We start from the raw sequence: 14,433 nt of genomic DNA on the forward strand, positions 1-14,433 counted from the left end.
CCGACACCGCAGCGGCCGCGCTCGCCGTCGGCGCCGCGGCCGTCGCCCCGGCCAGCAGCGCGGCCCCGACCGGCACCACCGCGCTCCCGCCGGTGCAGGACTTCCTGGCCGACCAGCTCGCCGGCCTCGGCGCGCTGACGCCGACCTACGTCATGGTCCACGGCCGCACCCTCGCCGACGCCGAGTCGGCCGTCGCCGCGAGCGGTCTGCGCGAGGTCACCTCGTACGACCGGATCGGCGTGGTCGTGGCGCGCGGGACGCGCAGCCAGATCGAGACGGCACGCACGCAGCCGGGCGTCACCTACCTCGAGGGCAACACCCCGATCGACTTCACCCTCAGCACCTCCCACCAGGCCACCCGCGGCGCGGAGGCGATGCAGACCCTCACCGGCGCCGACGGGTCGGCGCTCACGGGCAAGGGCACCTCGGTCGCCGTCATCGACTCGGGCATCGACCCGACGCACCCGTTCTTCACCGAGCCCGACGGCTCGTCCGCGGTCGTGGCGAACCTGAAGTCCCTGTGCCTCGACGAGAGCACCACCGGCACCGACTGCGTCGTCAAGGTCCCGAACTCCGTCGACACCGACACCCTGTCGGTCGGCGGCCACGGCACCCACGTGTCCGGCATCGTCGCCGGCCGCCCGACCACGCTCGCCGACGGCACCCGCGTGATGGGTGCCGCGCCCGGGGCCAAGCTGGTGTCGATCTCGACCGGCGCGGTGCTGTTCATCATCGGCGCCGACTCCGCCCTGAACTGGGTGCTCGAGAACCACGAGGCGCCCTGCGGCGCAGGCGTTCCTGCGTCCACCTGCCCGCCGATCAAGGTGACCAACAACTCCTACGGCCCCACCGGCGGCGGCGAGTTCGACCCGAACAGCGCCACCGTGAAGCTGCAACGCGCCCTCGCCGCCGAGGGCGTGCTCACCGTGTGGGCCGCCGGCAACGACGGCGGCGACGGCTCCGCCTCGCTCACCAACCCGCCCGGCCAGGACCCGACCGGCGGCGTCCTGTCCGTCGCGTCCTACTACGACCAGGCCACCGGCACCCGCGACGGCGCGGTCAGCGAGTACTCCTCGCGCGGTCTGGCGAGCGACCCGAGCACCTGGCCCGACCTGTCGGCGCCCGGTGAGGACATCACCTCCTCGTGCCGCCCGTACCTCGTGATCTGCGCGACGGGCCTGCAGCCGGTCAACGGTCCCGGCCTGCTCGACATCGGCACCTTCAACACCATCAGCGGCACCTCGATGGCCGCGCCGCACGTGGCGGGCATCGTCGCCCAGCTCGTGCAGGCCGACCCGACGGCGACGCCCGCCGAGATCGAGCGGGCGCTGGTGTCGACCGCGTACAAGTACTCCGACGGGGCGCCGTACGCCGCGAGCGGGTCCTCGTACGACAAGGGGACGGGTCTGGTCGACGTCGTCGCAGCCGTGCAGGCGCTGCGCGGCTGACCGGACCCGCGCGAGGCGCCCCGTTCTGAGGGGACCGGGGAGAGCCGACGCGCGAGAGGGAGGGCCCGGCACCGCAGGGGGTGGCCGGGCCCTCCTGCGCGTCCGGGGCTCGTCGTCTGCTCGTACACCGGTTCCGGGGGCCGCACACACCCTCGAGCACGTGTGCGGGCCACCCCACCCTGTGTGCGAGCGGGTGCCGGACGCGGGGCGGCGGTCAGTCGTCCAGGTCGCGGATGACGAAGTCGGGGTCGATCTCGACCAGGTCGGCCGACTCCTCCCACAGCCACTCGCCGTCGTCGGCGTCGAGGGCCCTGGGGTCGGGCTGCTGGCGCACGGCCCCGGACGCGAACCGGCCGACGCCGGACGGGCCGAGGTACTCCCCCGACAGCACGGCCGGGTCGGTGGCGGCGCGCACGAGCGGCCAGCACGCCACCGTCGGGCTCGAGGTCAGCAGCTTGTTCAGCCCGACGCCGATCCCCTTCAGCGGACCGGGCAGCGGGTCGGCGAACAGGTCGGTGCCGCTGATGCCCGGGTGCACCGCGACGGCCCGCACCGGCAGGCCGGTGCCGTGCAGGCGCCGGTCGAGCTCGAAGGTGAACAGCAGGTTGGCCAGCTTCGACAGCCCGTAGGCGCGCCAGCGGCGGTACCCGTGCTCCCACGCCAGGTTGCGGCGGTCGAGGCGGCCGAACCGGTGCGCGTCGCTCGAGACCGTGACCACCCGCGCGTCGCCGTGCTCGCCCGACCGCCCGGCGGCGACGAGCTGCGGCCACAGCGCGGCCGTGAGGGCGACGTGCCCGAGGTGGTTGGTGCCGAGCTGCATCTCGAACCCGTCGGCGGTGCGGCGCCGCGGGATCGCCATCACACCCGCGTTGTTCAGCAGCACGTCGACCCGCGGCTCGTCGGCCGCGAGCCCCTCGGCGAACGCCTCGACCGACGCCAGGTCGGCGAGGTCGAGCGGACGCACGCCCACGCGGTCGTCGGCACCGGGGACGCGGTCGACCACGGCACGGCGGGCCGCCTCGCCGCGGCCGGCGTCGCGGCACGCCATCACCACCCGCGCACCGTGCCCGGCGAGCAGCACCGTCGCCTCGAGCCCCAGCCCGCTGTTCGCGCCGGTGACGACGACGAGACGCTCCGTCAGGTCCGGCAGGGCGTCGGGGGTCCAGGCGTCGGGGCTCACCCCGTCAGCCTCGCAGGACGGTGAGGCGCAGCGCACCCGGAGCCGTCGCGGGCACGGCCGGCCGCGCGGGCGCGACGGGGTCGAGCCGCCGGTAGGCCTCGCCCTGCGCCGGACGCGCGTCGACCTCACCGGCGTTGGGCCACAACGAGAACGCGCGCTCGGCCTGCGCCGTGATCGTGAGCGACGGGTTCACGCCGAGGTTCGCGCTGACCGCCGAGCCGTCGACGACGCTCACGCCCGGGTGCCCGTGCACGCGGTGGTACGGGTCGACGACGCCCGTCGCCGGGTCGTCGCTGATGACGCAGCCGCCGAGGAAGTGCGCGGTGAGCGGGACGTCGAACAGGTCGCCGACCGTGCCGCCGGCGTACCCGCGCTGGCGGGTGAGGCGGCCGAGCCGGTCGGCGACGGCGCGGACGGCCGCGTGCCCGGCGGGGATCCACGACGGGTTCGGCTCGCCGTGCCCCTGCCGCGACACCAGCCGGGTGCCGCCGCCGAGGAGCCGCCGTCGGCCGGACACGACCAGCGAGTTGTCGCGCGACTGCATGACCAGCCCGATGATCGTCCGCTCGCTCCAGCGCCGCACCGAGGTCAGCACGCCGAGCTCGTGCGGGTGCCGAGCCGCGTAGCGCAGGAACTTCAGCCACCGCGGACCGCCGGGACCGCCGTCGACGAGCAACGTCGCGAGGAGGCCCATCGCGTTGGAACCCCTTCCGTACCGGACGTTCTCGACGTGCGTGTCGTCGTCCGGGTGGAACGAGGCGGTGATCGCGACGCCGCGGGAGAGGTCGGCGTCCGGGGTCACCCGGGCGGTCATCGCGCCGAGCAGCGCCTCGGAGTTCGTGCGGGTCAGGTGGCCCACCTGGTGGGAGAGCCGCGGCAGGCTGCGGCGCCGGTGCAGGTCGTGCAGCAGGGTCTGGGTGCCCCACGTCCCGGCCGCGAGGACGACGTGCCGCGTGGTGACCGAGGACGAGCCCAGTCGTCCGAGCGGCCCGGTGCGCCGCGTCGTCACCCGGTACCCGTCGGCGTCGTCGTCACCCAGCGGGACGACGTCGACGACGGTGCGCAGCGGCTCGACCCGCACCCCGAGCCGCTCGGCGAGCGCGAGGTAGTTCTTCACCAGGGTGTTCTTCGCCCCGACGCGGCACCCGGTCATGCACGAGCCGCACTCGGTGCAGGTGGTGCGGCGCGGACCGGCGCCGCCGAAGTACGGGTCGTCGACCTCGCGCCCCTGCCCGACCGGCCCGTCACCGAACAGCACGCCCACGGGCGTCTTGCGGAACGTGGCACCCACGCCGAGGTCGTCGGCGGCCTCGCGCATCACCTGCTCGGCCGGGCCCTCGCACGGGTTGGTGACGACGCCCAGCATCCGCGACGCCTGGTCGTAGTGCGGCGCGAGCTCGGCGCGCCAGTCGGTGACGTGCGCCCACTGGGGATCGCGGAAGAACGCGTCGGGCGGGACGTAGAGGGTGTTGGCGTAGTTGAGCGACCCGCCGCCCACGCCGGCACCGGCGAGCACCAGCACGTCGGGGAGCCGGTGGATGCGCTGGATGCCGTACAGCCCGAGGGCAGGTGCCCACAGGTAGCGGCGCAGGTCCCACGACGAGCGGGGCAGCTCGTCGTCGGCGAACCGCCGGCCCGCCTCGTAGACCAGGACGTCGTAGCCCTTCTCGGCCAGCCGCAGCGCCGCGACCGACCCGCCGAAACCGGACCCCACCACGACGACGTCGTGGTCGAGACCGGCTGCCCCGGAACGCTTCTCGTGGACGGCGGTCACGACGCACCCGCCCGCTTCATCACGTGCAGCGCGCCGGTCATCACCTTCGTCCACGTCGCGTCGGGCAGGTCGAGCAGCCGGCCGACGCCGATGCCGTAGCGGCTGCCGTGCTGCACGGCGACGGTCTGCGCCTGGGTGAAGCGGACGATGCCCTCGCGGCCGTGGCGCCGGCCGAGCCCGCTCGCCTTCATGCCGCCCATCGGCGCGGCCATGGCGCCCCAGCTCGCCAGGTAGGTCTCGTTCACCGACACCGTCCCGGCCTCGATGCGGGCGGCGAGACGGCGACCCCGCGCGGTGTCGCGCGTCCACACGTTCGCGTTGAGGCCGTAGGCGGTGTCGTTGGCGATCGCGACCGCCTCGTCGTCGGACCCGACGCGGACGACGGACACCACCGGCCCGAAGGTCTCCTCGCCCCAGCAGCGGGCCGAGCGCGGGACGTCGGCCAGCACCGTGGGCTCGTGGAAGAGCGGACCGACGTCGGGACGGGCGCGGCCACCGGCCAGGACCGTCGCGCCGGCCTCGACGGCGTCGGCGACGTGCGCGACGACGGTGTCGAGCTGGGCCTGCGACACCATCGAGCCCATGTCGGCCGCGTAGTCGAGCCCCGACCCGAGCCGCACCGCGCGCACCCGGCGCAGGAACGCCTCGAGGAACCGGTCGTGCACGGCCTCGTGCACCAGGAGCCGCTCGGTCGACATGCACAGCTGGCCCGCGCTGGCGACGACCGAGCGCACCGCGCACTCGGCCGCCAGGCCGACGTGGGCGTCGTCGGCCACGTAGAACGGGTTCTTGCCCCCCAGCTCGAGCGAGGCACCGATCAGCCGTTCGCCGGCGCGGGCGGCCACGGTGCGGCCGGTGGCGGTCGAGCCGGTGAAGCAGACGTAGTCGACCTCGTCGACCAGGGCCGGCCCGATCACCGACCCCTCGCCGACGACGACCTGCACCAGCCCCTCGGGCAGGCCGGCCTGCTGGAGCAGGTCGACACCCCAGAGGGCGGTCAGCACCGTCTTGTCGTCGGGCTTCAGCACGACCGCGTTGCCCGCGACGAGCGCCGGCAGCAGGTCGGACAGCGCCAGCGTCAGCGGGTAGTTCCACGGCGCGATGACGCCGACGACGCCCTGCGGGCGGTGGTGCACCTCGGTGCTGAACAGACCGGGCAGGAACCCCGCGCGCGACGACGGCGCGAGGTACGAGGCCGAGCGGCGGCCGTAGTGCCGGCACGCGAGCGCGACGTCGACGACCTCCTCGTAGGCGTGCGCGCGGGCCTTGCCGCTCTCCAGCTGCACCAGGTCGAGCACCTCGTGCTGGCGGGCCAGGACGAGGTCGTGGAGCCGCAGCAGCAGCGCCGCGCGCTCGTGCACGGGACGGGCCGCCCAGCGAGGCTGGGCCGCGCGGGCCTCGGCCACGGCGAGGACGACGTCGTCGGTGGTCGACGCGGGGACCTGCGCCAGCTCGCCGCCGAACGGGCTGCGGGCGGCCAGGGTCGTCGCCTCGGGTGCCGCGACCACGCGGGCGAGGAGCCGGTCGACGACCGCGGGCGACAGCCAGCGCGGACGCTCGACGGAGGTGGCGGAGGACGTCGGCGTGCTCACCTACCCGAGAGTAGGTCAGCCCCGCCGCGATTGCTACACCCGCGTAGCCTTCGTCACCCCGCGGTGCCGGCCGCGTCGACCAGGCGGCTAGGCACGCCGTTGGCGTCGACCACCTCCTGCGCCAGCAGCGCGAGCTTGACGTTGTTGGTGCGGGAGAGCCGCACCAGGATCGCCTGCGCCTCGTCGAGGTCGACGCCGTAGCGGTGCCGCAGGATGCCCTGCGCGGCGCCGATCGTGCGCCGGGTCGACATCGCGGTGCGCAGGTTGGTGATCTCGTGCGACACCGCGAGCAGTCGGGCCGCAGCGCGGGCGAACTCGACGGCGTCGACGAGGTCGTCCTCGCCCATCGCCCCCGGCTCGGCCCCGTAGAGGTTCAGCCCGCCGACGGTGGTGCTCCCCGCCACCAGCGGGACGCTCAGTACCGACAGCACCCCGTGGTCGAGGGCCCGCGGCGTCCAGGACGGCCAGCGGGTCTCCTCGCGCATGTCCGGAACCAGGTAGACGTCGTCGTCGACGACCGCGTCGACGCACGGGCCCTGCCTCGCCTCGTACTGCGCCCGGTCGACCGCCTCCACCGGACCACCGGTCGAGGCGAGCGTCCCGAACCGGTGGCCGCGCCGGACGGTGATGCCCGCCCAGCTGCAGCCGGGGATCGTGTCGCGGGCCGCTTCCACGACGGCGTCGAGGGTGTGCTCGGAGAGCCCGGACCGCACCTCGTCGACGAGGGCGGCCAGGCGAGGGTGCTCGGCCACGGTTCCTCCCTCCCGCCCCTGCGGGGCGGGGCCGACCCCGTGTCCTCGGCCTCCACGGGTCTGGGGAGGCGGCCGGGGTGCGCCCCCCTTCCTACCAGCACGGGCACCGGTGCATCCACGGTGAGCACGGCTCAGGCGAGCGGGACGATCTCCGGGGCGCCGAGCCGGGCGGAGTCGGCGGTCTCGTCGTCGGGCATCTGCTGCGACTCGCGCTCGGCCTCGACCCGGGCGAGGTAGTGCGAGACCTCCCGCGAGATCTGCTCCTCGCTCCAGCCGAGCACCTCGGCCATCAGCCCCGCGACCTGCGGGGCCGCGCTGACGCCGCGGTCCCAGGCCTCGATCGAGATGCGGGTGCGCCGCGCCAGCACGTCGTCGAGGTGGCGCGCGCCCTCGTGCGAGGCCGCATAGACCACCTCGGCGGCGAGGTAGTCGTCGGCGCCGTCGAGGGCCTCGCCGAGCCGCGGCTCGGCGGCGACGAGCTCGAGGACCTCGCTGGTGCGCGAGCCGTGCCGCCGCAGCAGGTGCTCGACCCGGGCGACGTGCAGGCCGCTGGCCTGAGCGGTGCGCCGGCGGGCGTTCCACGCCGCCTGGAAGCCGTCGGCGCCGACGAGCGGCACCTGGTCGGTGCACGAGGGCGCCACGTGGAAGTCGAGGCCGCGCGCGACCTCGTCGACGGCGTCGGACGCCATCACCCGGTAGGTCGTGTACTTGCCCCCCGCCACCACGACCAGGCCGGGGACGGGGTGCGCCACGACGTGCTCGCGGGACAGCTTCGACGTCGAGTCGGCCTCGCCGGACAGCAGCGGGCGCAGGCCGGCGTAGACGCCCTCGACGTCCTCGCGCGTGAGCGGGGTGCGCAGCACCGCGTTCACGTGCTCGAGCAGGTAGTCGATGTCGCTGGCCGACGCCGCCGGGTGCGCCTTGTCGAGGTCCCAGTCGGTGTCGGTGGTGCCGATGATCCAGTGCCGGCCCCAGGGGATCACGAACAGCACCGACTTCTCGGTGCGCAGGATCAGCCCGGACCCCGACTGGATGCGGTCGCGCGGCACCACGAGGTGGATGCCCTTGGACGCGCGCACCTTGAACTGGCCGCGCTCGCCCACCATCGCCTGCGTCTCGTCGGTCCACACGCCGGTGGCGTTCACGACCTGCCGGGCCCGCACCTGGACGTCGCGGCCGTGCTCGAGGTCGCGGACGACGGCGCCGACGACCCGCTCGCCCTCGCGCAGGAAGTCGACGACGCGGGCGCGGCTGGCCACGTGCGCGCCGTAGGCGGCGGCGGTGCGCACCAGGCCCATCGTGTGGCGCGCGTCGTCGACGCCGGCGTCGTGGTAGCGGACCGCGCCGACGAGGGCGTCCTTGCGCAGGGCCGGCACCTCGCGCAGCGCCTGCGTGCGCGTCATCTGCTGGTGCAGCGGGACGCCACGGCTGCCGGGGGCGAGCCCCGCCATCGCGTCGTACAGCGTGAGACCCGCTGTGACGTAGGGCCGTTCCCACACCCGACCCTTGAGCGGGTACACGAACGGGATGGGCCGCACAAGGTGCGGCGCGAGGCGCTGGAGCAGAAGACCCCTCTCCCGCAACGCCTCTCGCACCAGGGCGAAGTCGAGCATCTCGAGGTAGCGCAGGCCGCCGTGGATCAGCTTGGACGAGCGCGAGGACGTGCCGCTCGCCCAGTCGCGCGCCTCGACGAGCGCGACCGACAGCCCGCGGGTCGCGGCGTCGAGCGCCGTGCCCGCCCCGACCACGCCACCGCCGACGACGAGCACGTCGAGCTCGTCGGCCGCCATCGCGCGCAGCGCCTCGACCCGCTCGGCCGGCCCCATCCGGCCCGGCAGCGGCCCCTTCGTCACCCGTCGCGCGCTCATGCCGGCTGGTAGGGCGAGACCACGACCTCGACCCGCTGCAGCTCCTTGAGGTCGGAGTAGCCCGTGGTGGCCATCGCCCGCTTCAGCGCCCCGACCAGGTTGCTCGTGCCGTCGGCCACGCGTCCGGGGCCGAGCAGGATCTCCGCGAGCGGCGCGACGGTGCCGACCTGCACCCGCTCGCCGCGCGGCAGCTCGGCGTGGTGCGCCTCCGGTCCCCAGTGCCAGCCGCGTCCGGGCGCCTCGGTGGCGCGGGCGAGCGCGGCGCCGAGCATGACGGCGTCGGCGCCGCAGGCGATCGCCTTCACCAGGTCGCCGGAGCGCCCGACGCCGCCGTCGGCGATGACGTGCACGTAGCGGCCGCCCGACTCGTCCATGTAGTCGCGACGGGCGGCGGCGACGTCGGCCACGGCCGAGGCCATCGGCGCGTGGATGCCGAGCGTGGTGCGGGTGGTGTGCGCCGCCCCGCCGCCGAAGCCGACCAGCACGCCGGCGGCGCCGGTGCGCATCAGGTGCAGCGCGGCGGTGTAGGTGGCGCAGCCGCCGACGACGACCGGCACGTCGAGCTCGTAGATGAACCGCTTGAGGTTGAGCGGCTCGGCCTGCCCGCTCACGTGCTCGGCCGAGACCGTGGTGCCGCGGATGACGAACAGGTCGACGCCGGCGTCGACGACCGTCTTCCACAGCTGCTGGGTGCGCTGCGGCGACAGGGCGCCGGCGACGGTGACGCCGGCGTCGCGCACCTGGCGCAGCCGCTCGACGATCAGCTCGGGCACGATCTTGGCGGCGTACAGCTCCTGCATGCGGCTGGTCGCCTGCGCCGGGTCGAGCGAGGCGATCTCGGCCAGCAGCGGCTCGGGGTCGTCGTAGCGCGTCCACAGGCCCTCGAGGTCGAGGACGCCGAGGCCGCCGAGCTCGCCGAGGGCGATCGCCGTGGCGGGCGACATCACCGAGTCCATCGGCGCGGCCAGCACCGGCAGGTCGAAGTGGTAGGCGTCGATCTGCCAGCCGACCGAGACCTCCTCGGGGTCGCGCGTGCGCCGGCTGGGCACGATGGCGACGTCGTCGAAGGAGTACGCCCGCCGGCCCCGCTTGCCCCGCCCGATCTCGATCTCGGTCACGACCCCAGGCTATCGGGGCGCCGGGGACGGACTACCGGCCGGAGTAGTTCGGGGCCTCGACGGTCATCTGGATGTCGTGCGGGTGCGACTCCTTGAGCCCGGCCGAGGTGATGCGGACGAACCGCCCCTTCGACTTCAGCTCGGGCACGGTGTGCGCGCCGACGTACATCATCGACTGGCGCAGGCCGCCCACGAGCTGGAACGCCACGTGCCGCAGCGGGCCGCGGTAGGGCACCTGGCCCTCGATGCCCTCGGCGATGAACGCGTCGTCGCTGACGCCGCCCTGGAAGTAGCGGTCCTTGGAGTAGGACTGGCCGCGGCCGCGCGACTGGGCGGCGCCGAGCGAGCCCATGCCGCGGTAGGCCTTGAACTGCTTGCCGTTGATGAAGACCAGGTCGCCGGGGCTCTCGTCGCAGCCGGCCAGCAGCGAGCCGAGCATCACCGAGTCGGCGCCGGCGACCATCGCCTTGGCGATGTCGCCCGAGTACTGCAGGCCGCCGTCGCCGATCACCGGGACGCCGGCCGCACGGCACGCCTGGGCGGCCTCGAAGATCGCGGTGACCTGGGGGACGCCGACGCCCGCCACCACGCGGGTGGTGCAGATCGAGCCCGGACCCACGCCGACCTTGACGCCGTCGGCGCCGGCCTCGACCAGCGCCGCCGCGCCCTCGCGGGTGGCGACGTTGCCGCCGACGACGTCGACGTCGCGGGCGGCGGGATCGGCCTTGAGCCGGCGGATCATGTCGACGACGCCGCGGGACTCGCCGTTCGCGGTGTCGACCACGAGCACGTCGACACCGGCCTCGACGAGCGCCATCGCGCGCTTCCAGCCGTCGTCGAAGAACCCGATCGCGGCGGCGACGCGCAGGCGTCCCGAGCCGTCCTTGGTGGCGAGGGGGTACTTCTCGCTCTTGGTGAAGTCCTTCACCGTGATCAGGCCCTTGAGCCGGCCGCGGTCGTCGACGAGCGGCAGCTTCTCGATCTTGTGCTCGCGCAGGAGACGGGTGGCCTCCTCCGGCGCGACGCCGACCGGGGCGGTGACCAGCGGCATCCGCGTCATCACCTCGCCGGCGCGGCGCGACATGTCGGTCTCCCACCGCAGGTCGCGGTTGGTGACGATGCCGACCAGCACGCCGTCGGCGTCGACGACCGGCAGGCCGGAGATGCGGTACTGCCCGCACAGGGCGTCGACCTCGGCGAGGGTGGCGTCCGGGCTGGTGGTGACGGGGTCGGAGACCATGCCGGCCTCGGACCGCTTCACGACGTCGACCTGGTGGGCCTGGTCCTCGATCGACAGGTTGCGGTGCAGCACGCCGAGCCCGCCCTGGCGGGCCATCGCGATCGCCATCCGCGACTCGGTGACGGTGTCCATCGCGCTGCTCAGCAGCGGCACCTTCACCTCGACGCGGCGCGACACGCGCGTGGTGGTGTCGGTGTCGGCCGGGTTGACGTCGCTCGCCCCGGGGAGCAGCAGCACGTCGTCGAAGGTGAGCCCGACGAACCCGAACGGGTTCGCGGCGTGGTCGTGCTGGCCGGTCGCTGCGTCGGGCGAGGTCGTCACCCGTCCAATGCTACGCGCGGGCTCCGGGCCCCCCGCGTACGCCGGTCACCCGTCGATGCTCCGCGCGGGCTCCGGGCCCCCCGCGTACCCCGGTCACCCGTCGATGCTCCGCGCGGGCTCCGGGCCCCCCGCGTACCCCGGTCACCCGTCGATGCTCCGCGCGCCGGCTGGGCCCGTCGGACGCCGTCAGCGCACCAGGCCGGCCCGGTAACCCACCGCCACGGCCTGCGCGCGGTCGGCGGCGCCGAGCTTGCGGAACAGCCGGCGGGCGTGGGTCTTGACGGTGTCCTCGGACAGGAACAGCTCGCGGCCGATCTCGGCGTTGCTGCGGCCGCGGCTCATGCCGGTGAGCACCTGGATCTCGCGCTCGGTCAGGTCGGGGGCCTTGGTGGTCGGCGCGGAGCCGGCCGGGCTCTGCGACTGCGGTCGCCGGCCCTCGGTGATGACGTGCAGCACCGCGGCGGACAGCTCCTCGCGGGCGGCGTCCTTGGCGACGAAGCCGCGGGCGCCCTGGGTGACGGCGCGGGTCACGCCGTCGCCGTCCTCGGGGCCGGCGAGCATGATCACGGTCGCCTCGGGGTGGCGCTCGACCAGCTGGCGGGTGCTCTCGATGCCGCCGAGGCCGGGCATCCGCACGTCCATCAGCACGACGGACGGCCGCTCGACGGGCCAGCGGGCCAGGCACTCCTCGCCGCTGCCCGCGGTGATGACCCGGGTGACGCCGGGCACCGGGGAGATCGCGCGCTTCAGCGTCTCGCGCACCGTGCCGGAGTCGTCGCAGACGAGCACCGTGGACATGTGACCCCACCTCACGAGTTCGTGCCGCCGCGCCTGCCGCGCGGGTCGGACGGGTCCCTGGGTGGACCCGACGTCCTCCCCATCGGCACGAACGGGCGCCGACCTGAGCCCCACCCGCGACCCGGCGGGTGACACGCAGTATGCCGTTCACCCACCTGCGCGTGCAGGTGGTCGGCTCACACGCCCGACAGGGCGCGTCGCACCTCGGTGACCGCGTCGTCGAGCGAGACCAGCAGCCCGGTGCCGGGGCCGAGCTGCGCCGGCGCCCAGCCCGGGCCCGCCGCGTAGAGCCGCGCCGCGACGTCGTGGTCGTGCAGCACCGGCATCGGGTCGTCCTGCACCGGCAGCACGGCCAGCACGACGACGACCCTCGGCCGCAGCCGCCGCACGGTGTTCAGCAGGTCGCGCGCCGGCACGCCCGGACCCATCACGCGCGCGCCCACCTGCGCCTCGGACAGCGCCGCCGCGAGCGCCTGCAGCGGCAGCCAGTGGCTCTCGCCCGGGGCGCAGGCCAGCAGCACGCCGGCGTCGCCCGCGACGGGCTCGGTGGCCCGGACGAGCTCGGCGAGCACGGCGGTGCTGAGCAGGTGCTCGACGTCGACCCCGCTGCCGGTGTTGGCGAACCGCTGGCCGGCGTCGGCGAGCACGGGCTGCATGACCCGCGTCCAGGCCGTCAGCACCCCGTGCTCGGCGATCGCCGCCCGCACCAGCGCGGCGCAGGTGGGCGTGTCGAGGTCGGCGGCCGCCGCGGTGAGCTCGCGCACGGTGTCGCGCACGGATCCCGCCGCGGGCGTGCCCGCCACGAACGGGACCAGCTCGGGCGCGAGGGGGACCTGCTCGCCCTCGGTCGCCTCGGTGACGCTGGACTCGAGCGCGACGCGGGCGGCGTCGGCGGGCCACACCCCCTCGAGCGTCAGCCGCCGCATCACCATCAGGCGCATCACGTCGGCGGAGGTGTACTGCCGGTGCGCGCCCGCGACGCGCGCCGACGGGCCGAGCCCGTACCGGCGCGACCAGGTGCGCAGGGTCGCGGGCGCCACACCGAGGCGTCGCGCCACGGCGGACACCTTCAGCGTCGCCGGCCCCACCGGCGTGCCCTCGGTCGAGGACGGCACGTACCCGCCCTCCTCCGCGTCGCCGGTCCGCATTTCTCGCCCCTCTCGCGCGGCCAGTGTGCGCTGACGCGGCCCGTGGCGCATCCGCAGGCCGACCCAGCGTGGCGCGTCCGGGTGCCGCACGGTCCGTAGAATCGCCGCGCGGTCGCGCCACGTCGTCCGGTCGGCCGCCCCCCAGGACGCAGTGGAGGTGTCTCGTGCGCAGGCGGCTGACGAAGGTCACGCTGAGGACGGGCGCCCGCCCCTCCTCCCCCGCCGGGCTCGACCAGCCCCTGGTGCGCGGCCGGTTCGGCGCCCGCTCGGGACGACCCCGCGCCAGCTCGACCGACGCGCTCGGCCGGGTCAGCGAGCTGGTCGCCGAGTACATGGGGACGCCGGCGTTCCTGGCCTGGATGACCGGCTTCATCGCGGTCTGGCTGGGCTGGAACAGCCTGAGCCCGGAGCCGCTGCGGTTCGACCCCTACACCTTCACCTTCCTGACCCTGCTGCTGTCGCTGCAGGCGTCCTACTCCGCCCCGCTGATCCTGCTCGCCCAGCAGCGCCAGGCCGACCGCGACCGGGTCGGGCTCGAGAACGACCGGCAGCGCGCCGAGCGCGGGCTGGCCGACACCGAGTACCTCGCCCGCGAGCTCGCGTCGGTGCGCATCACGCTGCGCGAGATGCCGAGCCGCGACTACGTGTCGGGCCGGATCGCGCAGTCGATGGACCGGATCGAGGGCGAGCTGGCCGAGCTGCGCGCGCTGCTGGCCGCGCAGGCGCCCGCCCAGGTACCCGCGGCGGCCGACGCCGCACCCGCCCGCGGCGACGACTGACCAGGACGCCCGCGCCCGGCGCAGACGGGTGAACAACCCGGCGCGGAGGTGAACAACCTGCGACCCACCCCGCCCGCGCGTGCTCGGCTGACCTGCGCCCTGGAGCGGTTCTGACCATGGCCTGAACAACTTCCGCCCAGGGGCTTGAACAACTTCTGAATCGGTTCTAGTGTCGTCGACGTACCGGCCCGAGGGTCGGACGATGACGGACCCGGCGTCCAGCTGTGCGCGCACCAGGGGTCGACATCGCGCAGGACCGAACCGACAGGAGAGTGTGATGGCGGAGATCTCCAGGCTCCCCGGCCCCGTGGCCGACGTGTGGGAGTGGCAGTACCAGGGCGCGTGCCGCGAGTACGGCGACGAGCAGTTCTTCCACCCCGAGGGCGAGCGCGGCCCCCGCCGGCGTCAGCGTGAC

General features: G+C 74.8%; 11 protein-coding genes and 1 pseudogene. 3 read left to right on the forward strand and 9 right to left on the reverse strand.

Annotated elements, in window-relative coordinates:
• Nucleotides 1-1,448 (forward strand): S8 family peptidase (locus tag ACYVKY_RS13440; protein ID WP_460435499.1); only part of this gene is annotated, 1,448 nt, incomplete at its 5' end.
• Nucleotides 1,449-1,662: 214 nt separating this feature from the next.
• Here the strand turns inward: ACYVKY_RS13440 and ACYVKY_RS13445 are convergent.
• From ACYVKY_RS13445 to ACYVKY_RS13485, 9 genes are all read right to left on the reverse strand, one after another.
• Nucleotides 1,663-2,628 carry an SDR family NAD(P)-dependent oxidoreductase gene (locus ACYVKY_RS13445; protein WP_460435500.1) on the reverse strand — a complete coding sequence of 322 codons (966 nt, stop codon included), beginning with the start codon at nucleotides 2,626-2,628 and terminating at the stop codon, nucleotides 1,663-1,665.
• Nucleotides 2,629-2,632: 4 nt separating this feature from the next.
• A complete protein-coding gene (locus tag ACYVKY_RS13450; RefSeq protein WP_460435501.1) occupies nucleotides 2,633-4,402 on the reverse strand; it encodes a GMC oxidoreductase in 1,770 nt (589 codons plus the stop codon).
• Entirely contained in the window at nucleotides 4,399-5,994 is a 1,596-nt protein-coding gene (locus ACYVKY_RS13455) for a succinate-semialdehyde dehydrogenase (NADP(+)) (RefSeq protein ID WP_460435502.1), read from the reverse strand. The genes ACYVKY_RS13450 and ACYVKY_RS13455 overlap by 4 nt, the downstream gene beginning before the upstream one ends.
• A 53-nt stretch (nucleotides 5,995-6,047) precedes the next feature.
• Complete coding sequence (locus ACYVKY_RS13460) at nucleotides 6,048-6,746, reverse strand: ANTAR domain-containing protein (RefSeq protein WP_460435503.1); 699 nt, start codon at nucleotides 6,744-6,746, stop codon at nucleotides 6,048-6,050.
• 131 nt (nucleotides 6,747-6,877) lie between these two features.
• Nucleotides 6,878-8,614, reverse strand: a complete 1,737-nt coding sequence (locus ACYVKY_RS13465; RefSeq protein WP_460435504.1) for a glycerol-3-phosphate dehydrogenase/oxidase — start codon at nucleotides 8,612-8,614, stop codon at nucleotides 6,878-6,880.
• On the reverse strand, nucleotides 8,611-9,732 hold the full coding sequence (locus ACYVKY_RS13470; RefSeq protein ID WP_460435505.1) for a GuaB3 family IMP dehydrogenase-related protein: 1,122 nt from the start codon (nucleotides 9,730-9,732) through the stop codon (nucleotides 8,611-8,613). Before ACYVKY_RS13470 ends, ACYVKY_RS13465 begins: the two co-directional genes overlap by 4 nt.
• A 31-nt stretch (nucleotides 9,733-9,763) precedes the next feature.
• The gene (gene guaB / locus ACYVKY_RS13475; protein ID WP_460435506.1) at nucleotides 9,764-11,293 is read right to left on the reverse strand and encodes an IMP dehydrogenase; all 1,530 of its coding nucleotides are present in this window, start codon (nucleotides 11,291-11,293) and stop codon (nucleotides 9,764-9,766) included.
• Between the two features lie 186 nt (nucleotides 11,294-11,479).
• Complete coding sequence (locus ACYVKY_RS13480) at nucleotides 11,480-12,091, reverse strand: response regulator transcription factor (RefSeq protein WP_460435507.1); 612 nt, start codon at nucleotides 12,089-12,091, stop codon at nucleotides 11,480-11,482.
• 176 nt (nucleotides 12,092-12,267) lie between these two features.
• Complete coding sequence (locus ACYVKY_RS13485) at nucleotides 12,268-13,239, reverse strand: MerR family transcriptional regulator (RefSeq protein WP_460435508.1); 972 nt, start codon at nucleotides 13,237-13,239, stop codon at nucleotides 12,268-12,270.
• A 164-nt stretch (nucleotides 13,240-13,403) separates the two neighbouring features.
• Between ACYVKY_RS13485 and ACYVKY_RS13490 the strand changes: the two genes are divergently transcribed.
• Nucleotides 13,404-14,018, forward strand: coding sequence for a DUF1003 domain-containing protein (locus tag ACYVKY_RS13490; RefSeq protein ID WP_460435509.1), 615 nt, complete (start codon nucleotides 13,404-13,406; stop codon nucleotides 14,016-14,018).
• A 277-nt stretch (nucleotides 14,019-14,295) separates the two neighbouring features.
• Nucleotides 14,296-14,433 (forward strand): annotated as a pseudogene (locus tag ACYVKY_RS13495) (WhiB family transcriptional regulator); the annotation flags it as partial.

The sequence above is a fragment of the Angustibacter speluncae genome, from assembly GCF_054777815.1.